This is a genomic window from Kitasatospora sp. NPDC085879 (genome assembly GCF_040686255.1).
GTDB lineage: Bacteria > Actinomycetota > Actinomycetes > Streptomycetales > Streptomycetaceae > Kitasatospora.
In genome coordinates, this window is the sequence record NZ_JBFBJZ010000021.1 from 35,778 (window position 1) to 56,615 (window position 20,838).

A 20,838-nucleotide genomic window follows, 5' to 3' on the forward strand; every position below is an offset into this window, starting at 1 on the left:
TCCGGTGCCCGCGCACCCCGCGCACCGAGGTGCGCGATGCGCGGGCACCGGCCGTCAGGCCCGGTGGGCGAGCGCCCGCCGCAGGTCGTCCAGCTCGTCGGAGAGCACCCGGCGCAGCGTGGGTGTGAGGTCGGTACGGGCCAGGCAGGCCTCGGCGGCCCGGACGGTGCCGGGCAGCGCCAGGCCCGCAGGGAAGAGCGAGAGGCCGAGCGCCTTGGCGACCGCGCCGCCGCGCTCGCCCACCGCCGGGATCTGCTCGAAGTACCGCCGCACGTAGGCCTGCTGGAGGTCCGGACGGCCGGAGCGCCAGAAGCCCTCCGCGGTGGCGGCGAGCAGGTGGTTGGAGAGGCCGTCCGGGGTGAACAGCGCCCGCCAGGCACGCTCCTTGGCGGCCGGGTCGGGCAGTGCGGCCCGGGCCCTGGCGGCGCCCTGCTCGCCGGTGTTGCTGGGGTCGGCGGCGAGTTCCGCGGCGATCCGCTCCTCGTCCACCGCGCCGGCCGCGGCCAGCTGCAGCAGCGCCGACCAGCGCAGGTCGGCGTCGAAGGGCACCCCGCCGGGCAGGTCGCGGCCGTCCAGCCAGTCGGCCAGCTCGGCGAGCCGCTCCTCGCCGGCGGCGGTGGCGACGACGGCGCGCAGCGCGGCGATCCGCAGGCTCTCCCCGGCGTCCGGCCGGGCCAGCAGGGCGCGGGCGGTGTCGCCGAGCAGGGCCAGCGCGGCGGCCCGCTCGGCCGGGCCGAGGTAGCGGGCGACGACGTGGTCGGCGGCGAACCTCAGCACCGCCTCGACGATCGTCACCGCCGTCTCGGCGGGCAGGTGGTCGGCGACCAGCCGCAGGTAACCGGCGGCCGGCAGCTCGGCGGAGCGCACCAGGTCGCGGGCGTGCTCCCAGAGCACCGCGCGGGCCTGCTCGTCCTCGATCAGGGAGAGCGAGGCGCCGACGGTCGCGGCGGAGTGCTCGTCGAGGCGGATCAGCGCCCAGGTGAGGTCGCCGTCGTTGGGCAGCAGCAGGGCCGGGCGGGGCGCGCCTGCGAGCTCCGGCAGCACGGTGCGGCCGCCGGGGGCGACGTCCGCGTCGATCCGCTCGCGCAGCACCACCGCCTCGCCGGCCCGGTCGTACACGCCGACCCGGATCCGGTGCGGGCGGGTGCCGTCGTTGACCAGCACCACGGAGGCGAGGGTGTCGCCCTCGGCCTCGACCTCCAGGCGCAGGGTGTCGACACCGCTGGTGCGCAGCCAGGCCTCGGCCCAGCCGGCCACGTCCCGGTCGGTGGCGGCGCCGAGCGCGGCCAGGAAGTCGGCGAGGTCGGCGTTGCCCCGGCGGTGCTTGGCGAAGTAGGCGTTGAGGCCGGCGAAGAACGCCTCGTCGCCGAGCCAGTGCACCAGCTGGCGCAGCGCGGAGGCGCCCTTGGCGTAGGAGATGCCGTCGAAGTTGACCAGCGCCTCGGCGACCGAGCCCATCGCGGTGGCCGCGACCGGGTGGGTGGAGCCGCGCAGGTCCGCGTCGTAGCCCCAGCCCTTGCGCTTGACCGCGAAGGAGGTCCAGGCACCGGTGAAGCGGGTGGAGTCGGCGGCCGTCCGGTAGCCGAGCATCTCCGCGAAGGACTCGTTCAGCCACAGGTCGTCCCACCAGGCCATGGTGACCAGGTCGCCGAACCACATGTGCGCCATCTCGTGGCAGACCACCATGGCCCGCATCTCCCGCTGCGCCTCGGTCGGCGCGGAGCGGAACAGCATCTCGTCGCGGAAGACCACGCAGCCCGGGTTCTCCATGGCGCCCCAGTTGAACTCGGGGACGAACGCCTGGTCGTACTTCCCGAAGGGGTAGCGCTCGTCGAAGAGTCCGTGCAGCCGGTCGAAGGAGGCCCGGGTGACCTCGAAGAGCTCCTCGGCCTCCCGTTCCAGCTCGGCGGCGAGCGAGCGGCGGGCGTACAGGCCGAGCGGGATCCCGTCGTGCTCGGTGCGGACCGCGTGCAGCGGGCCGCCGACCACGGTGACCAGGTAGGTGGAGATCGGGCCGACCGGGGCGACCTCCCAGCGGCCGTCGGGCAGCCGTACGGCGGTGCCGTTGCCGATCACCGTCCAGTCCTCGGGGGCGGTCACGGTGAAGGTGAACGGCGCCTTGAGGTCGGGCTGGTCGAAGCAGGCGAACATCCGCGGTGCCAGGTCGGGGCCGCAGCTGGCGAAGACGTATCCGGCACCGTCGGCCGGGTCGGTGAAGCGGTGCAGGCCCTCGCAGGTCCGCGAGTAGTGCATGTCGGCCTCGATCAGCAGCTCGTTCTCGGCGGCCAGCCCGGGCAGCGCGAGGCGGCCGCCGTCGAGGGCGGCGGGGTCGAGCGTCCGCCCGTTGAGCTCGGCGCGCAGCAGCGCGGCGGGGGCGAGGTCGACGAAGGAGCCGGCCCCGGGCTCGGCGCAGCCGAACCGGATCACGGTGGTGCTGCGGAACAGATTCTCGCCGCGGGTGAGGTCGAGGTCGACGGAGTACGACCGCACGTCGAGCAGCTGGGCACGGTAGGCGGCCTCGGAACGTTGCAGAGCTGGCATTCCAGCATGCTTTCCCAGCCGGGCGGGCACCACAAGCCTTGTTCTCCGACAGCGGGACGCGGCTGACAGCGGGTCACCCGCGGTCCGGCGGCCGGGGTGCCCTAGGGTGTCCGGGGAGAGCCCCGGACGCCGCGAGCAGCGAGGAGGAGCACCGTGACCACGGTCCTGACCCAGGGCGGCAACGCCCCACTCAACGCCGCCCGGGTGACGGTCGAGGTGACGGCGCCCAAGGCGCTGGACGTCTCCGGCCTGCTGCTGACCGAGGCCGGCAAGGTCCGTTCGGACGACGACTTCGTCTTCTTCAACGCCCCGAACGGGCCCGGGGTGACGCACCGCCCGGCCTCCGCCGGCACGCCGGACGCGATCACCGTGGACACCTCGGCGGTGCCGGCCGGCATCGAGAAGATCGTGGTGACCGCCAGCCTGGACGAGGCCGGGGCGACCTTCGCCGGCACCGAGCCCACCGCCACCGTGCGGGACGCCGGCAGCGGCGAGGTGCTGGTCACCTTCACCCCGCCGCAGCTGAGCAGCGAGACGGCGCTGGTCGTCGTCGAGGTGTACCGCCGCGGCGGCGCGTGGAAGGTCCGTGCGGTGGGCCAGGGCTACGCCAACGGGCTGGCCGGCATCGCCACCGACTTCGGCGTCTCGGTCGAGGATCCGGGGCCGGCCGCGGCCGCCCCGCCGGTGCCCGCGGCGCCGCCCGTCCAGGCGATGCAGAAGTCGGACGTGCCCCCGCCGCCGGCCGCCCCGCCCGCTCCCCCGGCCGCCGCCCCCTCCGTTCCTTCGATGACCAAGGTGACCTTGGACAAGGGCCGGGTCAGCCTCGCCAAGGGCGGCTCGGTCTCGCTGGAGAAGGGTGGCAAGCCGTTCCTGTCCGCCGTCCGGATGGGCCTCGGCTGGGAGCCGGCCGGGCGCGGCCGCAACGTCGACCTGGACGCCTCGTGCATCGCCTTCGACGCCCAGCGCAAGAAGATCGAGACCGCCTGGTTCATGAAGCTCTCGATCTTCAACGGCGCGATCGCGCACTCCGGCGACAACCTGACCGGCGCCGGCGCGGGCGACGACGAGTCCATCACCGTCCACCTGGACGGCCTGCCGCCCGAGGTGTGCGGCCTGGTCTTCGTCGTCAACTCCTTCTCCGGCCAGAAGTTCACCGACGTCAAGAACGCCTACTGCCGCCTGCTGGACGCCGGCAGCGGCCAGGAGCTGGTCCGCTTCGACCTGACCCACGCCGAGGCGCGCACCGGTGTCGCCATGTGCAAGCTGGTCCGCCAGTTCTCCGGCGAGTGGGTGATGACCGCCCTCGGCGAGTACGTCGACTCCAAGACCGCCCGCGGCATGGTCGACCCGGCCGCCCGGATGCTCTAGGCCCGGGCCCGGAACGACGACGGAGGGGACGGGCGCCCACACGCCCGTCCCCTCCTTGGACCGACCGGCGATCGGGCCGGGCGTCGCGCCGCCGTGGCTCTCGCCTGAGCGGCTGCTCCACCCACCCCCCGATTGCCGGTCGGTCCTGCATCCCCGCGGCAGACGGTGCGATCAGCCGCGGGTGGCCATGGCGCGCAGGAAGAAGGTCAGGTTGGCCGGGCGCTCGGCCAGGCGGCGCATGAAGTAGCCGTACCACTCCTGGCCGTAGGGCAGGTAGACGCGCATGGTGTTGCCCTCCTCCGCGAGGCGCAGCTGCTCCTCGGGGCGGATGCCGAGCAGCATCTGGTACTCGAAGCTGTCGGTGTCGCGCTTGTTCCACTCGGCGAGCTGGCCTGCGATGCGGACCATGCGCGGGTCGTGGCTGGCGATCATCGGGTAGCCCTCGCCGCCCATGAGGATCTTGAGCGCGCGGACGTAGGCGAGGTCGACCTGCTCCTTGCCCTGGAAGGCGACCGACTCGGGCTCCTTGTAGGCACCCTTGCAGAGGCGGACGCGTGAGCCGGCGTGCGCGAGGTCGCGGCAGTCGGCCTCGGTGCGGCGCAGGTACGCCTGGAGGACGACGCCGAGCCACGGGAAGTCGGCGCGCAGCTCGCGGGCGATCTCCAGCGTGGAGTCGGTGGTGGTGTGGTCCTCCATGTCGAGGGTCACCGTGGTGCCGGCCGCGGCCGCGGCCTCGCAGATCCGCCGGGCGTTCTCCAGCGCGATCTTCTCGCCGTCCGCCGGGAGGAACTGGCCGACCGCCGAGAGCTTGACCGAGACCTCGGCGTTCGCGGCGAGGCCGGTCTCCTTGAGGGCGGCCAGCAGGTGCTCGTACGCCTCCGCGGTGCCCGCCGCCTGGGTGGCGTCCCGGGTGTCCTCGCCGAGGTGGTCCAGGGTCACCTTGCGGCCGCTGGCCACGAGTTCGGTGGTGGCGTCGATGCCCTGCTGCAGGGTCTCGCCGGCGACGAAGCGCTTGACGATGGCCTGGGTCGGCGGGAACTTCTCGACGACGGTGCGCACCTGCGGGGAGCGGGACGCTGCGAGGAGGGCGGAACGGAGCATCGGTGACTCCTGGGCTTTCTTCCGGAGTGGTGGAGAGGGTGGTGCGGCGGCCCGGGGTGGGGGCCGCCGCACCGGGGTGCGACGGGGTGTCAGCCCATGTGCGGGTAGCGGTAGTCCGTCGGCGGGACGAACGTCTCCTTGATGGAGCGGGTGGACGTCCAGCGCATCAGGTTCTGCTTGGCGCCGGCCTTGTCGTTGGTGCCGGAGGCGCGGCCGCCGCCGAAGGGCTGCTGGCCGACGACGGCGCCGGTCGGCTTGTCGTTGATGTAGAAGTTGCCGGCGGCGTGCCGCAGGACGCCCATGGCGTGCTGCACGGCCTCGCGGTCCTGGGAGATGATCGAGCCGGTCAGGGCGTACGCGGCGACGGACTCCATCTGCGCGAGCATCTCGTCGTACGTGTCGTCCTCGTAGACGTGCACGGCGAGGATCGGGCCGAAGTACTCGTCGCGGAAGTACTCGCTCGCCGGGTCCTGGCAGACCAGGACGGTCGGGCGGACGAAGTAGCCGACCGAGTCGTCGTAGCTGCCGCCGGCCAGGACCTCGACCGTCGGGTCGGCCTTGGCGCGGTCGATGGCGGCCTTGTTCTTGGCGAAGGACCGGTCGTCGATGACGGCGCCCATGAAGTTGGACAGGTCGCTGACGTCGCCCATGGTGAGCCACTCGACCTCGTCGCGGAAGTCGTCCTTGATCTGCGCCCAGAGCGAGGCCGGGACGTAGGCACGCGACAGGGCGGAGCACTTCTGGCCCTGGAACTCGAAGGCGCCGCGGGTCATCGCGGTCTTCAGCACGGCCTTGTCGGCGGACGGGTGGGCGACCAGGAAGTCCTTGCCGCCGGTCTCGCCGACGATCCGCGGGTAGGTGCGGTAGCCGGCGATGTTGGTGCCGACCTCACGCCACAGGTGCTGGAAGGTCGCGGTGGAGCCGGTGAAGTGGATGCCGGCGAGCGCCGGGTGCTTGAGGGCGACCTCGGAGACGGCCAGGCCGTCGCCGGTGACCATGTTGATGACGCCCTTGGGCAGGCCGGCGGCCTCCAGCAGCTGCATCAGGTAGTGCGCGGCGAACTGCTGGGTCGGGGACGGCTTCCAGATCACCACGTTGCCCATCAGCGCGGGCGCGGTCGGCAGGTTGCCGGCGATCGCGGTGAAGTTGAACGGGGTGATCGCGTAGACGAAGCCCTCCAGCGGGCGGTGGTCGCTGCGGTTCCACACGCCGTCCGAGGAGATCGGCTGCTCGGAGATGATCTGCCGGGCGAAGTGCACGTTGAAGCGCAGGAAGTCGACCAGCTCGCAGGGGGTGTCGATCTCGGCCTGCTGGGCGGTCTTGGACTGGCCGAGCATGGTGGCGGCGGCCAGGGTCTCGCGCCAGGGGCCGGCCAGCAGGTCGGCGGCCCGCAGGAAGATCGCGGCGCGGGAGTCGAAGGAGAGCGCCTGCCACGCGGGGGCAGCGGCGAGGGCGGCCTCGACGGCGTCCTGCGCGTCCTCGCGGGTCGCGTTGCGCAGGGTGCCGAGGCGGGCGGCGTGGTTGTGCGGCTGGACGACGTGGATCTCGTCGCCGCCGCCCATCCGGTGCTCGCCGCCGATCGTCATGGTGAGCTGGAGCGGCTCCTGGCCACCCAGCTCCTTCAGCTTGGCCTCCAGGCGGGCCCGTTCCGGGCTGCCGGGGGCGTAGCTGTGGACCGGCTCGTTCACCGGCGCGGGGACCTGGGTCACAGCATCCATGGCGCGCACGCTCTCCTTCTCGTCATGGGTCGGCCGGCGGGGGTCGCACGTCGGCCATGTACACACGCTATGCCGCGGCCGGGGGCCGCTTGATTGGCCAGGCCGCCAAAGTGCGGCCGATACCCTTGTACGTGTGAACAGACCCGCCGACCGGCCGAAGGCCGCCGCCCGATGACCGCAGCCCCCGGCCTGCCGCTGCGGCAGCTGCTGATGTCGCTGGGCGAGCCGCTGGTCGAGCTGCAGGCCGCCCCGGCCGGCCTGGACGTGCCGGTGCGCGACGTGGCGATCCTCGACCCGGAGGAGCCGCCCGCGGCCGGCCCCGGCGAGCTGGTGCTGGCGATCGGGGTGCGCGGCCGGGCCGCGCTGCCGGTGCTGCGCGCGGCCGGCCGGGGCGGGGCCGCCGCGGTCGCCGTCAAGCTCGACGCGGGCGGTGTCCCCGACGCGCTGCGCGAGGCCGCCGCCGAGGCCGGGGTGGCGCTGCTGTCGGTCCGTCCGGAGACCCGCTGGGAGCACCTGGACGGGCTCGCCCGGATGCTGATCGCGGGCCCGGACACCCCGGAGTCCGCCGAGCCGAACGTCGGCGACCTGTTCTCGCTCGCCCAGACGGTGGCCGTGCTGACCCACGGCGTGGTCACCATCGAGGACACCTCCAGCCGGGTGCTCGCCTACTCCCGTTCCTCCGACTCCGACGAGCTGGACGACCTGCGGCGGCTGTCCATCCTCGGCTGGCAGGGCCCGGAGCCGTACCTGTCCAAGCTCCGCGAGTGGGGCGTCTTCCAGCATCTGCGCGGCTCCGACGCGGTGCTCGAGATCGAGGCCCACGCGGACCTCGGCATCCGCCGCCGCCTCGCCATCGGCATCCGGGCCGGCGCCCAGCCGCTGGGCACCATCTGGGTGCAGGAGAGCGGCCGGCCGCTGGCCGAGCAGGCCGGGCAGGCGCTGGTCGGCGCCGCCCGGGTGGCGGCCGGGCAGCTGGTCCGGCGGCGCCGCGAGCTGTCCGCGGACGTCCGGCTGACCCGCACCCTGCTGACCGGCCTGCTGGAGGGCTCCACCGGCCCGCAGTCGCTGGCCACCCATCTCGGCCTCGGCCTGCGCCGCCCGGCGACCGTCCTCGCGTACGCCGCCGACTCCGCCGACGACGGCACCGACCTCGAACTCACCCGGGCCGAGGTGACCGGTCTGATCTCGGTGCACGCCGCGGCACGGCACCGCGGGGCGCTGCTCGCCCCGATCGAGTCCCGGGTGTACGTGCTGCTGCCCGAGCTGCCGCCCGCCCTGCCCGCGGCCACCCTGCGCGGCTGGGCCCAGGAGGTCGTCGACGCGGCCCACGAGCACCTCGGGGTGCGGCTGCGGGCGGCGATCGGCTCCACCGTGGACGGGCTCGCCCGGGTGACCGAGTCCCGGGCGCAGGCCGACCGCATCCTGGACGCGATGGTCCGCGGCGGGGTGGCGCACCAGGTCGCGGCACTCGCCGACGTCCAGGCGGAGGTGCTGGTCAGCGAGGTGCTGGCGCTGCTGCTGGAGCACGCCCATCTGCGCGACCCGCGGCTCACCGAGCTGGCCGAGTACGACCGGAAGCACGGCACCCGGCTCGCCGAGTCGGTGCTCGCCTGGCTGGACGCGCTCGGCGAGGTACGGGTCGCCGCGGACGCCCTGCACATCCACCCGAACACCCTGCGCTACCGGGTCCGCCGGGCCGAGCAGCTCACCGGTCTCGACCTCGCCCAGCCGCAGCAGCGGCTGCTGGCGATGCTGCAACTGCGGCTGCCCGCCGAGGACACCTGACGGGCGTCGACGACGGGCAGCGCACGGACGGGAAGCGCACAGGGGGCTGGCCGGCTCCCCGGTCCGTCCGGGGCCGGGGGCGGTCAGTGGCGGCGCAGGCGGTGCCACGGACCGGTGATGGCGAGCATGATGCCCGGCTCCTGGATGTTGGCGAACAGCGTCTCACCGTCGGCCGAGAAGGTGACACCGGTGAACTCGCTGTACTCCGGCTTCTCCGCGGTGCCGAGGTTCAGCTCGTTGCGGGCGATCGGGAAGGTCCGGCCCTCGTCCGTCGTGCCGAACAGGTGCTGCTGGCCCTCGCCGTCCTCGGCGATCACCAGGCCGCCGTGCGGGGAGACGGTGATGTTGTCCGGGCCGTCGAAGTTGCCGTTGTCCGCCCAGACGTCCTTGTTGACGCCGAGCAGCACCTTCAGGGTGACGGTGCGGCGGGCCGGGTTGTAGAACCACACCTGGCCGTCGTGCTGCACCGGGCTCTCCTCGCGGGCGTAGCTCGCCACGAAGTAGGTGCCGCCGTCACCCCACCACATGCCCTCCAGCTTGCGGGAGCGGGTGACCTCGCCGTCCTTGAACTGCTTGCGGACGGAGACCGTCTTCGCGTCGCGGTCCGGCACCTTCACCCAGTCCACGCCGTAGGTGGTGCCGATCGTCGTCGCGCGGGACAGGTCGTCGACCAGCTTGCCGTGCGAGTCGAAGCACTTGAAGGCCTCCAGCACACCGGCGTCGTCGGCCAGGGTGCGCAGCTTGCCGCGGCCGTGGTGGAAGCCGGCCGGCGGGGTCCAGCGGTAGAGCAGGCCGTTCGGGCCGGAGGCGTCCTCGGTCAGGTAGACGTGGCCGCGCCGGGGGTCGACCACGACCGCCTCGTGCGGGTAGCGGCCGAACGCCTTGATCGGCTTCGGGTCGCGGTTGGCGTCCTGGTCGTACGGGTCGACCTCGAAGATGTAGCCGTGGTCCTTGGTCATGCCGTTCTGGCCGGCCCGGTCCTCGGTCTCCTCGCCGGACAGCCAGGTGCCCCACGGGGTGGCGCCGCCCGCGCAGTTGGTGGAGGTGCCGGCGATACCGACCCACTCGCGGACCTGCTTGCCGTGCTTGGCGACCTCGACGACGGTGCAGCCGCCGGCCGCGCCCGGGTCGTAGACGTGGCCCTCCAGCAGCGGCACCGGGTGCGGCCAGCTGCTGCGCTTGCCCTTCAGCTCGTGGTTGTTCACCAGCAGGGTGGCGCCGTGCCGGCCGGGGAAGGCCGCCGTGCCGTCGTGGTTGCTGGGCGTCGACTCGCCGGTGACCAGGGTGGTCTTCCCGGTGTAGGTGATGACCCGGTACTTGAAGCCCTTGGGCAGGGCCAGGACGCCCTCCGGGTCGGAGACCAGCGGGCCGTAGCCGAGCGCGGTGTGCGCACCCTTCTCGGCCGCAGGGGCGTCGCCGCCGAGCGGGGCCGCGATCGCGCCGGGGGCGGTGGCCAGCACCTCGGCGCTGCCGGCGATGAGGACACCGGCCCCGAGCATGGTCGAGCGGTTCACGAAGTCCCGGCGGGACAGCGACATGGCGTCACTCCTGAGGGTGCGAGCTGGGGTGGGGCGGGCAACGCGCGCCAGACTCTTCGCGGCGGGTGAACCCGGCATGAATCAGGGGCTGCGGCCGGGTGGTGTTTTGCCGTCCTCATGCGAACCCATGACCTGCTCTTCACCTTCCGTGCCGTCAGGCCCTTCCGGCACGTGCGTCCTTCGTCCACGCCCTCAGCCGCGGCGCAGCAGCCGCCAGTCCTCCCAGGCCTCCAGCCACGCCTCCTCGGCGCCGTCCGCGCCGCCCGGGACGCCGCCCGCCCACAGCCGTTCCCAGGCCCGCTGCGCCGACAGGCTCGGCACCTCGCTCGCGAAGACGGTGTAGCGGACGGACTCCCCGACCGCCGCCTCCCCCTCCGCCGTCCCCACCAGCCAGTCCGTCCGCTGCGCCAGTCTGGTCAGCTGATTGACCATCGCGGAGACCGCCTCGACCGCCTCGTGGCGGCTCTCCGACGCCAGCCGCATCTGCTGCCGCACCGCCGCCTCCCAGCGCTCCGCCCCGGCCTCGCCGCGCAGTCGGCGCGGGATCCGGCCGGCGCGCCGCGAGCACAGCTGCGCCTCCATGGCGATCGCCTCCTGGATGCTGTGCTCGACGACCGCCCGGTGCGCCTCCATTCCGACCGCCCGCGGCAGCTCGCGATCCTCCACCGGCACGGAGCGTCGCCACTGACGCTCCGTCAGTTCACGGGCCAGGGCGGTGCGGCCGCGGACGAAGGGCTCGACGTCCGCGACCCGGCGCAGCTCGACCCCGGCCGGCGGCAGCCCCCGCGCGGTGACGGCGACGGCGACGCCGTCCAGCTGAAGCCGCCCGACCCACACCGGAGCGCCGACCTCCGCGCCGTCCGGGCCGACCGGCCGGCGGTCCTCGTGGATCTCCACCGGGCAGGGCTCGCCGTCGACGGAGATCCAGCCGCGCAGCGCCCTGGTCAGCCCCGGCCCGTCGCCCTCGTCGATCTCCAACTGGTCGTAGAGGCGGTCGCGTTCGTCCTCGACCAGGTCCTCCGGGTCGGGCAGCGGCCGCCCGGCCGGATCCGCGGTGAGGTGGGTGCGCACCGAGACGTACGGGCCCTGCGGGCGGCTCCAGTCCCCGGAGCGCAGCTCGACCCAGCGGAGCCGGCCGTCGAGCACCTCGTAGCCCGCCAGACAGTCGCGGCCGCCCGCCGGGCCGGCGGCGTACAGCGGGAAGTCCGCGGCGGCCAGCACCCGCCGGTCGTTCGCCTCGTGCTCGGCGGGCCCGGCGTGCCGGCCCTGCGCCGCCTGCCCGGCCTGCTCGGCCGCGGCGGGGTCGGCCGGGGCGTCCTCGGGGCCGTGGGGCCCGATCGGACCCTGTCTCGTCATGCTGGCCGCACCCCCGGTCCTCGCCGCGCCGTCCGCGGCGGCCGCCGGGCGCCGACCCGACCACCGCACCGCGTCCGCCCCACGATACGGGTCGGCCCGCCTGGCAGGCCATCAGGCCGCACGACCCGCCGACCGCACGCGGACCCGGGGCGTTTGTCGGCGGGGCTGCCTACCCTGAGCGGCATGACATCGACCACCGACTCGACCACCGACTTCCCGGCCCGGATCAGCATCGTCACGCTCGGGGTCACCGACCTGGGCCGGTCCACCGCCTTCTACGAGGCGCTCGGCTGGCGCCGTTCGGCCGCGTCCAGCCCGGAGATCGTCTGGTTCCGCACCGCCGACTCGGTCCTCGGGCTCTTCCCCACCGAGGAACTGGCCGCCGACGCCGGGGTGCCGGCGGCCGGCGAGCCGTCCTTCCGCGGTGTGACGCTGGCCGTCAACCTGGAGTCCCCGGCCAAGGTGGACGCCGCGCTGGCCACCGCCGTCGCCGCCGGCGCCACCGTGGTCAAGCCCCCGGCCGCCACCTCCTGGGGCGGCTACTCCGGCTACTTCGAGGACCCGGACGGCCACCTCTGGGAGCTGGCCCACAACCCCTTCTTCCCCTTCACCGAGGACGGCAGCCTCGACCTGCCGTAGGCCGGGGGCGCCCGCCGGTGCCGTCAGCCGTGGCCCTGCTGGGACTTGGCCTTGAAGGCGGCCTTGCGGGCCTCCTTGGCGACCTGGCGGTCGGTGTGGAGTTCGCCGACGGTGTCGAGGACCTGCGCGGTGTAGGGGTGCGGCACCCGCCAGAGCTCGCCGAAGTAGGAGGCCGGGTTGTCGGTCACCGGCAGCGAGGCGACCAGCTCGCGCAGCTGGGCGGCGTCGCCGCGCCCGGCGAGCAGCACCGCGGAGAAGTGGTCGACGGTCCGCCAGAGGGAGACCGACCGCTCGGGGGCGGCGATGTCGTGGCCGTGGACGCGCAGCAGCTCCCGGGCGAGCCCGCCGAGCTCGGGGTCGTCGACGACCTCGGCGAGGGCGGTGTCGCCTTCCTCGCCCAGTCCGGCGAGGGCCGCCGCGGTGTACATCCGCCGCACCGGGCTGTACGCGTCGAGGCCGCGCGAGGCGACGAGCAGTTCCCGGGCGGCGGCGGTCGCCTCGCGGCGGGCCAGCCAGACGTGGATCTCCCGCTCGGGCAGGACGTTCGGGGACTCGGAGAGGCCGCGCAGCAGCGCGGCGGCGTCGCCCTGGGCGAGGTCGCCGATCAGCGGCGCGTCGTAGCCGTCGGCGAGCAGCCACTCGCGGACGCCGTACTGGCCGAGCGGGGTGAGCCGGACGAGGCCGAAGCGGGCGGCGTCCTCATCGGTGGGTTCGGCGCCGGGCTCGGCGGCGGCCTCGGCGCCCTCCTCCGCTTCCTCTTCCTCCTCGAAGAGTTCCGGGTCGATCGGCCGGTGCTCGACCAGACCGAGCTCGGCCAGGTCGGCGAGCATCGGGTCGAGTTCGACCATGAGGTCGGTGATCTGGCCGAGCATCTCCTCGTCCGGCTCCTCCCCCTCGGGGACGACCAGCAGCGCGGCGAGGACGCCGAGCGGCACGGTCTCCTCGCCGGGCTCGGCGAAGGCCGTCAGCTCGTACAGCACCTGCAGCGCCTCGTCGAGCAGCTCGGCGGCGGCCTCGCTGGCCTCCTCGACCTCGGCGAGCCCGCTCTCCACGGCCTCCGTGTCCTCCTCCCCGCCCTCGGGGGCCTCGCCCTCGACGTCGAGCAGGTCGGTGTCGACGGCGAGCTCGCGGACGATGCCGGCCGCGGTGAGCCACAGGTCGAGGACGGTGGACGGGTCGCCGGCCTCGGCGTCGGCCACCTCCTCCATGGGCACGGCGACGTGCTCGCCGGCCTGGGTGGTGCCGAGTTCGACCAGATCCAGGTCGCACGCCAGCGACCAGGCACGCAGCACCTCGACCACCGACTCCTCGGGCACCTCGCCCTCCTCCGGGGCGAGGCCGAGCAGCCGGGCGGCCGGCCCGCGGTCGTCCTCCACGAGGTCGCCGAACTCGTCGACGACCCGGTGCGGGGCGGCCCACCGTGCGAGCTTGACCGCCCGGCCGATCAGCGGGACGGCCAGCGCGGCGGCGGCAAGCTCCTCCTCGGGGGGCAGCGCGATCGGCGGGACGAGCACCGCGGTGTCATCGAGGTCCTCGTCGTCCTCGTCGCGGCCGCCCGCCCCGTACAGCTCGGCCAGGTCGTAGTCGGCGGGCAGCAGGCTCTCGGCGGGTGCCGCCTGCCCGGCACCGGCCGAGTGGTCAGGGGTGTTGCGGCGTCGTCCGGCCATCGTTGGCGATCTCCCGTGGTGGCTGTGGTGGGCCCGGGCCGTCGCGTGTCGGCCCATCCACTCAGCGTATCGGGCGGGGCGCCCCGCCGCTGTGCCCGCGCGGCGCGCGCCGTCCGGGGTGTGACGGAAAACAGCGGGTCGCCGGGGGTCCGGGCGGCAAGGCGGGCCCGCCCGGGCGCGTAAACTGCTGCGGGCGCCGCGCACACCCCGCGCCGGCCCCTCGGGCAACGAAGCCCTCCCCCCTCCGCTCCCGACCACGGGTCGGAGGACCCCGCACGCACACCGCGCCACCCGGGCTCCGCACCGCGGCCGCCACCCCTGGCCCCGTCGGCCCCGGTGGTGCCCGGCCACAGGAGACCCCTGCCATGGCGGACCTCTCCCCCGCCGGCCCCGGCCTGCGCTCCACGCAGTTTCCCGGGCGCCGACTGTCGGAGGCCCTGCTCTCCCCGGAACTCGCGCCGCGCGCGCAGCTCCGGCTCGCCGCGATCAGCCGCTGGAACGCGCTGCGCGGCATCCGCGTCGGCTTGGTGGCCGGCGCCCTGCTCCTCCTGCTGATCGGCGCCAATCTGGCCACGCCGATCTACCCCGTGCTGCAGCGGCAGCTCGGTCTGACGCCGCTGCACACCACCGTGCTGTTCACGGTGTACGTGTTCGCGCTCGTCCCGGTGCTCGCGGTGGTCGGCCACTGGTCGGACCACCTGGGCCGGCGGGCGCTGATCCTGCCGGCGGTGGGCCTGGCCGCGGTCGGCGACCTGATGTTCGCCAACGCACACGGTTTCGCCCTGCTGGTGGCGGGCCGCGCCGTCCAGGGTGTGGCGGTCGGCCTGTCGACCGGCGCCGCCGGGGCGGCCCTCGGCGACCTGCTGCCGGACCGCCCCTCGCTGGCCGCGAAGCTGACCCTGGCCTGTTCGGCGGGCGGCGTGGCGATCGGCCCGGTGGTCGGGGCGAGCCTGTCCACCGGCGCGCACCCGCTGCTGACGCCCTTCGTGCTGCACGCGCTGGCGCTGCTCGCGCTGTGCGTGCCGCTGGCGGTGGTGCACCCGCGGATGCCCGGCCGGGAGCGCCCGCCGGCCGCGCCGCCGCGCATCACCACGCCGGCCCACCTGCGGCCGCAGCGGCTGCGCCTGCCGCGCCGGGGCCGCCGGACCTTCCTGCTGGCGGCCGGCGCGGGCTTCGTCTCGTACGCGGTGTTCGGGGTGTACCTGTCGCTGGCGCCGGCCTTCGCGGCCCGGCTGCTGCACTCGGACTCGCACCTGACCGGCGCGGTGGTGGCCGCGCTGCTGCTGGGCTCCTCCGCCGCGGCGCAGCTGCTGGTGCCGCCGACCGCCGACCGACCGGTGATCGCGGCGGGTCTGGCCGGTCTGGCGGCGGGCCTGGCGCTGGTGGTGGCCGCGGGCTACTCCGGCACGCCGGCGCTGCTGTTCATCGGCAGTGTGCTGGGCGGGGCCTGCCAGGGTGTGGCGTTCCGGTCGCTGTTCACCTCCGCGGTCGCGGCGATGGACCCGGAGCGCCGGGGCAGCGAGCTGTCCGCGCTGTGGGTGATCGTCTACCTGGGCAGCTCGCTGCCGATCGTGGTGGTCGGTTGGCTGACCCAGCGCTACGGCCTGCTGCCCGCGGTGAGCGGGTTCGCGGCGGTGGCGGCGACGGTCTGCCTGGGGCTGGCGGCGGCCGTGCTGGTGCGGCCGGGCGGGCGCAGCGAGTAGCCGTTGTCGTCGTCGTAGTCCACGAAGGTCCGGGAGATCCCGCCGATCAGGCCGAGCACGAGGAAGACCACGACCAGCGCCTTGCCGCCGCCCGAGAGGATCAGCGGGCGGGTCGCGGAACGGGCTGCCGCCACCGGCGGCAGCCCGTCGTCGCCGAAGAGGCGCTTGGGGTAGGCCGAGGTGAGCATCAGCACGTAGGCGCTGAAGCGCATCGCGTAGCGCAGGGTCGCGGCGGTCGCGCCGAACAGCGGATCGGGCATCCGGCCGAGGATCAGCGCGATCAGCCAGACGATGAAGGAGACGGCGTACCAGCCGGTGACGACCAGGCCCTGCACGATCGCCGCGGGGATCATCAGGATCAGGCGGAAGAACACGGCGAGCCGGTTCAGTTCGCCGGGCCGCAGTTCCACCCGGACGGGGTAGTCCTCGGGCCGCCACGCGAACGGCGGGTAGTCGTCGACCAGCAGCATCGCGGAGGCCCGCACCCGGGTGTCCCAGGCGACGAAGCCGGAGAGGTACTCCTCGATCGGCTCGGGCAGCCGGCCCATGAACAGGGCGCCGAACCAGCCCACGATGACGGCCGGGATCGCCAGCACCGACAGCACCCACACCACGATGAACTGCGGGATCAGCAGCAGCCAGCGCAACAGGATCGTCCAGCGGCGCTGCTGTGCGGCCTCCGGGACGTCCAGCTCGGGAAGGAATTCCAGCGGCATGCTGCCCTGGGGGACCTGCCAACCGTCCGTCGCCACGCTGTGCTCCCTGACCTCGACCGGTGCGGACGAGGGGATGACATTCCCGGTCCGAACGGTCGCCGACACCTGCCGGGACCCGTACGGCGCAAAGCCGGGGGGTGCCGGGTCCGCCGGGACACGGACGCCGCCCCCGGCCCGGCGAGCGGGACGGGGGCGGCGGAAGGCGTCCGGGCGGGGCTCAGACGTTGAAGCCGAGAGCGCGGAGCTGGTCGCGGCCCTCGTCGGTGATCTTGTCGGGGCCCCACGGCGGCATCCAGACCCAGTTGATCCGCAGGTCCTTGACCAGGCCGTCGGTGGCGGTCTTCGCCTGGTCCTCGATGACGTCGGTCAGCGGGCAGGCCGCCGAGGTGAGCGTCATGTCGACGGTCGCCACGTCGTCCTCGTCGATGTGGAGACCGTAGATCAGGCCGAGGTTGACCACGTCGATGCCGAGCTCGGGGTCGACGACGTCCATCAGGGCCTCGTGGAGGTCCTCGACGGACACCGTACCGACGCTGGTGAAGCCCACCATGCCCTCGGTGGCCTCGGCCGTCGGCTCGGCGGCCTGCTCGGCCGGGGTCTCGCTGTCACTCATGGGAGAGTCCGTCCGTTTCAGTCGTTGATGGCGGGCTGCTCGCCCAGGGCCTTGGCGGTGGCGTCCTTCCAGGCCATCCAGCTGAGCAGGGCGCACTTGACCCGGGCCGGGTACTTGGAGACGCCGGCGAACGCGACCGCGTCCTCCAGCACCTCCTCGTCGCCCTCGCCCTGGCCCTTGCTCTGCATCAGTGCCAGGAAGGCCTCCTGGACGGCCTGGGCCTCGCCGACGGTCTTGCCGACCACCAGGTCGTTCAGCACCGAGGCGCTGGCCTGGCTGATCGAGCAGCCCTGCGACTCGTAGCTGACGTCCGCCACGGTGGCGCCGTCGAGCTTCACCCGCAGGGTGATCTCGTCGCCGCAGGTCGGGTTGACGTGGTGGACCTCGGCGTCGCCTGCCCGCAGCCCCTTGCCGTGGGGGTTGCGGTAGTGGTCCAGGATGATCTCCTGGTACATCGAGTCGAGCTTCATCCCGTCACCTCAGGCGAAGAAGTTGCGGACGTGGTGCAGGCCGTCGATCAGCGCATCGACCTCGGCCGGCGTCGAGTACAGGTAGAACGACGCCCTGGTGGTCGCCGGAACTCCGTACCGCAGGCAGACCGGCCGCGCGCAGTGGTGGCCGACGCGCACGGCGATGCCCTGCTCGTCGAGCACCTGGCCGACGTCGTGCGGGTGGATGTCGCCGAGCGTGAAGGAGATCGCGGCACCGCGGTCCACGGCCGTGCGCGGGCCGATGATCCGCAGGTCCGGGACCTCCAGCAGGCGCTCGATCGCGTACTCGGTGATCGCGTGCTCGTGCGCGGCGATCTTCGCCATGCCGATGGCCGACAGGTAGTCGACGGCCGCGCCGAGGCCGACGGCCTGGGCGATCGGCGGGGTGCCGGCCTCGAACTTGTGCGGCGCCGGGGCGTAGGTGGACGAGCCCATCGTGACGGTCTCGATCATCTCGCCGCCGCCCAGGAACGGCGGGAGGTCCTCCAGCAGCTCCTGACGGCCCCACAGCACGCCGATGCCGGTCGGGGCCAGCATCTTGTGGCCGGTGAAGGCGACGAAGTCGGCCTCCAGCGCCTGCACGTCCAGCACCATGTGCGGGGCGGCCTGCGAGGCGTCGATCACGACCAGGGCGCCGACCGACTGGGCCTTGCGGACGATCGTCTCGACCGGGTTGAACGTGCCCAGCAGATTGGAGACCAGGGTGAAGGAGACCACCTTGGTCTTCTCGGTGATCAGCTCGTCGATGTTCGACAGGTCGAGCCGGCCCTCGTCGGTCAGCCCGAACCACTTCAGCTTCGCGCCGGTGCGCTGCGAGAGCAGCTGCCACGGCACGATGTTGGAGTGGTGCTCCATCTCGGTGATCACGATCTCGGCGTCCGCGTCGACGCGGTAGGGCTCGTCCGCCCAGCCGAGCATGTTGGCGACCAGGTTGAGCGACTCCGAGGCGTTCTTGGTGAAGATCACCTCGTCCCGGCTCGGCGCGTTGACGAAGGCCGCGACCTTGTCGCGGGCGCCCTCGTACAGCGCCGTGGCCTCCTCGGCCAGCACGTGCACACCGCGGTGCACGTTGGCGTTGTGCTGCTCGTAGTACGCGTTCAGCGCCTCCAGCACCTGACGCGGCTTCTGCGAGGTGGCCGCGTTGTCCAGGTAGACCAGCGGCTTGTCGTCGTGCAGCAGGCGCTGCAGGACGGGGAAGTCCTTGCGGATCGCGTCGGTGTCGAGGAGCCCGGTCAGCGCCGAGCCGGTATGAGTCGTCGTCACTCGGAAGCGCCGCCCTTCACGTAGCTCTCGTAGCCCTCTTCCTCCAGCTTGTCGGCCAGCTCGGCACCGCCGGACTCGACGATGCGACCGGCCGCGAAGACGTGGACGTAGTCGGGCTTGATGTACCGCAGGATGCGGGTGTAGTGGGTGACCAGCAGGGTGCCGACCTCGCCGGTCGAGCGGACCCGGTTGATGCCCTCGGAGACGACGCGCAGCGCGTCGACGTCCAGGCCCGAGTCGGTCTCGTCGAGGATCGCGATCCTCGGCTTGAGGAGCTCCAGCTGGAGGATCTCGTGCCGCTTCTTCTCACCGCCGGAGAAGCCCTCGTTGACGTTGCGCTCGGCGAAGGACGGGTCCATCTGGAGCGCGGCCATGGCCTCCTTGACCTCCTTCACCCAGAGGCGCAGCTTGGGGGCCTCGCCGCGGACGGCGGTGGCGGCGGTGCGCAGGAAGTTGGAGACGGAGACGCCGGGGACCTCGACCGGGTACTGCATGGCCAGGAAGACGCCCGCGCGGGCCCGCTCGTCGACGGACATCGCCAGCACGTCCTCGCCGTCCAGCAGCACCGAGCCGCTGGTCACGGTGTACTTCGGGTGCCCGGCCAGCGAGTAGGCGAGGGTGGACTTGCCGGAGCCGTTGGGGCCCATGATGGCGTGGGTCTCGCCCTGCTTCACGGTCAGGTCGACGCCGCGGAGGATCTCGCGGGGGCCCGACTCGGCCTCGACGGAGACGTGCAGGTCGCGGATTTCAAGCGTTGCCATGTGTACTCAGGACTCCTGGTTGACGGAGACGAGCACATCGTCCCCTTCGATCTTTACGGGGTAGACGGCGACCGGCTTGGTGGCGGGCAGCCCGGACGGCTTGCCGGTGCGCAGGTCGAAGCTCGATCCGTGCAGCCAGCACTCGATCATGCAGTCCTCGACCTCGCCCTCGGACAGCGAGACGTTGGCGTGCGAGCAGGTGTCGTTGACGGCGAACACGCCCTCGTCGGTGCGGACCACCGACACGGCGACACCGTTGAGCTCGACCCGGCGAGGGACGTCCTCGGCCAGGTCGCTCAGCGAGCACGCACGGAGGAAACTCATGCGACCGTCGCTTCCAGCTCGGCCTCGATCTTCTCCATGAGGTGGTCCTGGATCTCGGCGACGCCGATCTGCTGGACGAGCTCGGCGAAGAAGCCGCGGACCACCAGGCGGCGGGCCTCGTCGGCCGGGATGCCGCGGGCCTGCAGGTAGAACAGCTGCTCGTCGTCGAAGCGGCCGGTCGCGGAGGCGTGGCCGGCGCCGACGATCTCGCCGGTCTCGATCTCCAGGTTCGGGATCGAGTCGACCCGGGCGCCGTCGGTGAGCACCAGGTTGCGGTTGTGCTCGTAGGTGTCGGTGCCGACGGCGGCGGCGCGGATCAGCACGTCGCCGACCCAGACCGCGTGCGCGTCCTGGCCCTGCAGGGCGCCCTTGTAGACCACGTTGGAGCGGCAGTGCGGGGTGTCGTGGTCGATGACCAGACGGTGCTCCAGGTGCTGGCCGGCGTCGGCGAAGTACAGGCCGAACAGCTCGGCCTCGCCGCCGGAGGCGGCGTAGACCACCCGCGGGTGGATGCGGACCAGGTCGCCGCCGAAGGTGACCACGACGGACTTGAAGGTGGCGTCGCGGCCGACCAGGGCGGAGTGCTGGGCGGCGTGCACCGCGTCGCGCTCCCAGTCCTGGACGGAGACGAAGGTCAGCTTGGCGCCCTCGCCGACGAGCAGCTCGACGTTGGCGGCGCGGGTGCCGGTGCCGGTGTGGTTGATCACCACGACGGCCTCGGCGAACGGCTTGACGTCGACGACCACGTGGGCGAAGCGGACGCCGCCCTCGCCGTGCACGTCGATCCTCACCGGCTCGGTGAGCACCTGCTCCTTGGCGACGGTGACCACCAGGGCCTGCTCGAAGGCGCTGAACGCCTGGGCGGCGACCCGGTCGACCGGCTTGCCGGCGGCGCCCAGACGGGCGTCGTCCCGGCCGACGGTCTCGGCGGTGACGCCGTCCGGCAGCGCCAGCTCCAGCTTGTCCTGGCCGGTGGCACCCTCGGCGGCGGTGCCGTCGTGCAGGCCGTTCAGGCGGTGCAGCGGGGTGAACCGCCAGTCCTCCTCGCGCCCGGTCGGCACGGGGAAGTCGTTCACGTCGTAGGACGGCTTGACCGCGACGCGGGCGTCGATCGGCTGCTGCACGGCGGTGCGGCCGGTACCGGGGCCGGCCAGCTGCGCGCCGGTGCCGGCGGTGCCGACCTCGATCGAACCGGCGGTGGTGGCACCGCTAGGGGTGTTGACGTCAGCCATGGCTGTCGTAGTGCTCTCTTCC

General features: G+C 73.4%; 17 protein-coding genes. 4 read left to right on the forward strand and 13 right to left on the reverse strand.

Annotation, left to right across the window (positions count from 1 at the left end; all coding sequences use genetic code 11):
• Positions 1 to 54: 54 nt before the first annotated feature.
• Positions 55 to 2,541, reverse strand: coding sequence for an aminopeptidase N (pepN, locus tag AB0P35_RS17920; RefSeq protein WP_363511666.1), 2,487 nt, complete (start codon positions 2,539 to 2,541; stop codon positions 55 to 57).
• Between the two features lie 165 nt (positions 2,542 to 2,706).
• Here pepN and AB0P35_RS17925 point away from each other — a divergent pair, with 165 nt between their 5' ends.
• Positions 2,707 to 3,909, forward strand: coding sequence for a TerD family protein (locus tag AB0P35_RS17925; RefSeq protein ID WP_363511762.1), 1,203 nt, complete (start codon positions 2,707 to 2,709; stop codon positions 3,907 to 3,909).
• Positions 3,910 to 4,080: 171 nt separating this feature from the next.
• Here the strand turns inward: AB0P35_RS17925 and AB0P35_RS17930 are convergent, their stop codons facing one another.
• Both AB0P35_RS17930 and pruA read right to left on the reverse strand, forming a co-directional pair.
• Entirely contained in the window at positions 4,081 to 5,010 is a 930-nt protein-coding gene (locus tag AB0P35_RS17930; RefSeq protein ID WP_095872740.1) for a proline dehydrogenase family protein, read from the reverse strand.
• Positions 5,011 to 5,099: 89 nt separating this feature from the next.
• Complete coding sequence (gene pruA / locus AB0P35_RS17935; protein ID WP_363511668.1) at positions 5,100 to 6,728, reverse strand: L-glutamate gamma-semialdehyde dehydrogenase; 1,629 nt, start codon at positions 6,726 to 6,728, stop codon at positions 5,100 to 5,102.
• 171 nt (positions 6,729 to 6,899) lie between these two features.
• On the opposite strand from pruA, the gene AB0P35_RS17940 reads away from it, so the two are divergent.
• Positions 6,900 to 8,513, forward strand: a complete 1,614-nt coding sequence (locus AB0P35_RS17940) for a helix-turn-helix domain-containing protein (RefSeq protein WP_363511670.1) — start codon at positions 6,900 to 6,902, stop codon at positions 8,511 to 8,513.
• 83 nt (positions 8,514 to 8,596) lie between these two features.
• Here AB0P35_RS17940 and AB0P35_RS17945 read toward each other — a convergent pair whose 3' ends face one another.
• Together AB0P35_RS17945 and AB0P35_RS17950 are read right to left on the reverse strand one after the other, a co-directional pair.
• Positions 8,597 to 10,051, reverse strand: a complete 1,455-nt coding sequence (locus AB0P35_RS17945; RefSeq protein ID WP_363511672.1) for an alkaline phosphatase PhoX — start codon at positions 10,049 to 10,051, stop codon at positions 8,597 to 8,599.
• Positions 10,052 to 10,243: 192 nt separating this feature from the next.
• On the reverse strand, positions 10,244 to 11,407 hold the full coding sequence (locus AB0P35_RS17950; protein WP_363511674.1) for a hypothetical protein: 1,164 nt from the start codon (positions 11,405 to 11,407) through the stop codon (positions 10,244 to 10,246).
• Between the two features lie 183 nt (positions 11,408 to 11,590).
• Here AB0P35_RS17950 and AB0P35_RS17955 point away from each other — a divergent pair, with 183 nt between their 5' ends.
• A complete protein-coding gene (locus AB0P35_RS17955) occupies positions 11,591 to 12,046 on the forward strand; it encodes a VOC family protein (protein ID WP_095872745.1) in 456 nt (151 codons plus the stop codon).
• Between the two features lie 23 nt (positions 12,047 to 12,069).
• On the opposite strand, the gene AB0P35_RS17960 is transcribed toward AB0P35_RS17955, so the two are convergent.
• Positions 12,070 to 13,713 (reverse strand): hypothetical protein, encoded by a 1,644-nt coding sequence (locus AB0P35_RS17960; RefSeq protein WP_363511676.1) that lies wholly within the window; start codon positions 13,711 to 13,713, stop codon positions 12,070 to 12,072.
• A 365-nt stretch (positions 13,714 to 14,078) separates the two neighbouring features.
• Between AB0P35_RS17960 and AB0P35_RS17965 the strand changes: the two genes are divergently transcribed.
• The gene (locus AB0P35_RS17965) at positions 14,079 to 15,416 is read left to right on the forward strand and encodes an MFS transporter (protein WP_363511678.1); all 1,338 of its coding nucleotides are present in this window, start codon (positions 14,079 to 14,081) and stop codon (positions 15,414 to 15,416) included.
• On the opposite strand, the gene AB0P35_RS17970 is transcribed toward AB0P35_RS17965, so the two are convergent.
• The 7 genes from AB0P35_RS17970 to sufD all read right to left on the reverse strand — a co-directional run bounded on the left by AB0P35_RS17970 (position 15,311) and on the right by sufD (position 20,816).
• Positions 15,311 to 16,132 (reverse strand): DUF4389 domain-containing protein, encoded by an 822-nt coding sequence (locus AB0P35_RS17970; protein WP_363511764.1) that lies wholly within the window; start codon positions 16,130 to 16,132, stop codon positions 15,311 to 15,313. The genes AB0P35_RS17965 and AB0P35_RS17970 overlap by 106 nt on opposite strands.
• A 217-nt stretch (positions 16,133 to 16,349) precedes the next feature.
• Complete coding sequence (locus AB0P35_RS17975) at positions 16,350 to 16,682, reverse strand: metal-sulfur cluster assembly factor (protein ID WP_095875384.1); 333 nt, start codon at positions 16,680 to 16,682, stop codon at positions 16,350 to 16,352.
• Positions 16,683 to 16,762: 80 nt separating this feature from the next.
• Positions 16,763 to 17,215 (reverse strand): Fe-S cluster assembly sulfur transfer protein SufU, encoded by a 453-nt coding sequence (gene sufU, locus AB0P35_RS17980; protein ID WP_095872749.1) that lies wholly within the window; start codon positions 17,213 to 17,215, stop codon positions 16,763 to 16,765.
• A 9-nt stretch (positions 17,216 to 17,224) separates the two neighbouring features.
• Positions 17,225 to 18,499, reverse strand: a complete 1,275-nt coding sequence (locus AB0P35_RS17985) for a cysteine desulfurase (RefSeq protein ID WP_363511681.1) — start codon at positions 18,497 to 18,499, stop codon at positions 17,225 to 17,227.
• Positions 18,496 to 19,260 (reverse strand): Fe-S cluster assembly ATPase SufC, encoded by a 765-nt coding sequence (gene sufC, locus AB0P35_RS17990; protein WP_095872750.1) that lies wholly within the window; start codon positions 19,258 to 19,260, stop codon positions 18,496 to 18,498. The genes AB0P35_RS17985 and sufC overlap by 4 nt, the downstream gene beginning before the upstream one ends.
• A 6-nt stretch (positions 19,261 to 19,266) precedes the next feature.
• Positions 19,267 to 19,584, reverse strand: coding sequence for a bifunctional 3-phenylpropionate/cinnamic acid dioxygenase ferredoxin subunit (locus tag AB0P35_RS17995; RefSeq protein WP_095872751.1), 318 nt, complete (start codon positions 19,582 to 19,584; stop codon positions 19,267 to 19,269).
• Entirely contained in the window at positions 19,581 to 20,816 is a 1,236-nt protein-coding gene (gene sufD / locus AB0P35_RS18000) for a Fe-S cluster assembly protein SufD (RefSeq protein WP_363511683.1), read from the reverse strand. Before sufD ends, AB0P35_RS17995 begins: the two co-directional genes overlap by 4 nt.
• Between the last annotated feature and the right edge of the window lie 22 nt (positions 20,817 to 20,838).

Coding starts and splice junctions, on each gene's coding strand:
- pepN (WP_363511666.1), bottom strand. CDS start 2,541: ATGCCAGCTCTGCAACGTTCCGAGGCCGCCTACCGTGCCCAGCTGCTC.
- AB0P35_RS17930 (WP_095872740.1), bottom strand. CDS start 5,010: ATGCTCCGTTCCGCCCTCCTCGCAGCGTCCCGCTCCCCGCAGGTGCGC.
- pruA (WP_363511668.1), bottom strand. CDS start 6,728: ATGGATGCTGTGACCCAGGTCCCCGCGCCGGTGAACGAGCCGGTCCAC.
- AB0P35_RS17940 (WP_363511670.1), top strand. CDS start 6,900: ATGACCGCAGCCCCCGGCCTGCCGCTGCGGCAGCTGCTGATGTCGCTG.
- AB0P35_RS17945 (WP_363511672.1), bottom strand. CDS start 10,051: ATGTCGCTGTCCCGCCGGGACTTCGTGAACCGCTCGACCATGCTCGGG.
- AB0P35_RS17950 (WP_363511674.1), bottom strand. CDS start 11,407: ATGACGAGACAGGGTCCGATCGGGCCCCACGGCCCCGAGGACGCCCCG.
- AB0P35_RS17955 (WP_095872745.1), top strand. CDS start 11,591: ATGACATCGACCACCGACTCGACCACCGACTTCCCGGCCCGGATCAGC.
- AB0P35_RS17960 (WP_363511676.1), bottom strand. CDS start 13,713: ATGGCCGGACGACGCCGCAACACCCCTGACCACTCGGCCGGTGCCGGG.
- AB0P35_RS17965 (WP_363511678.1), top strand. CDS start 14,079: ATGGCGGACCTCTCCCCCGCCGGCCCCGGCCTGCGCTCCACGCAGTTT.
- AB0P35_RS17970 (WP_363511764.1), bottom strand. CDS start 16,132: ATGCCGCTGGAATTCCTTCCCGAGCTGGACGTCCCGGAGGCCGCACAG.
- AB0P35_RS17975 (WP_095875384.1), bottom strand. CDS start 16,682: ATGGTGGGCTTCACCAGCGTCGGTACGGTGTCCGTCGAGGACCTCCAC.
- sufU (WP_095872749.1), bottom strand. CDS start 17,215: ATGAAGCTCGACTCGATGTACCAGGAGATCATCCTGGACCACTACCGC.
- sufC (WP_095872750.1), bottom strand. CDS start 19,260: ATGGCAACGCTTGAAATCCGCGACCTGCACGTCTCCGTCGAGGCCGAG.
- AB0P35_RS17995 (WP_095872751.1), bottom strand. CDS start 19,584: ATGAGTTTCCTCCGTGCGTGCTCGCTGAGCGACCTGGCCGAGGACGTC.
- sufD (WP_363511683.1), bottom strand. CDS start 20,816: ATGGCTGACGTCAACACCCCTAGCGGTGCCACCACCGCCGGTTCGATC.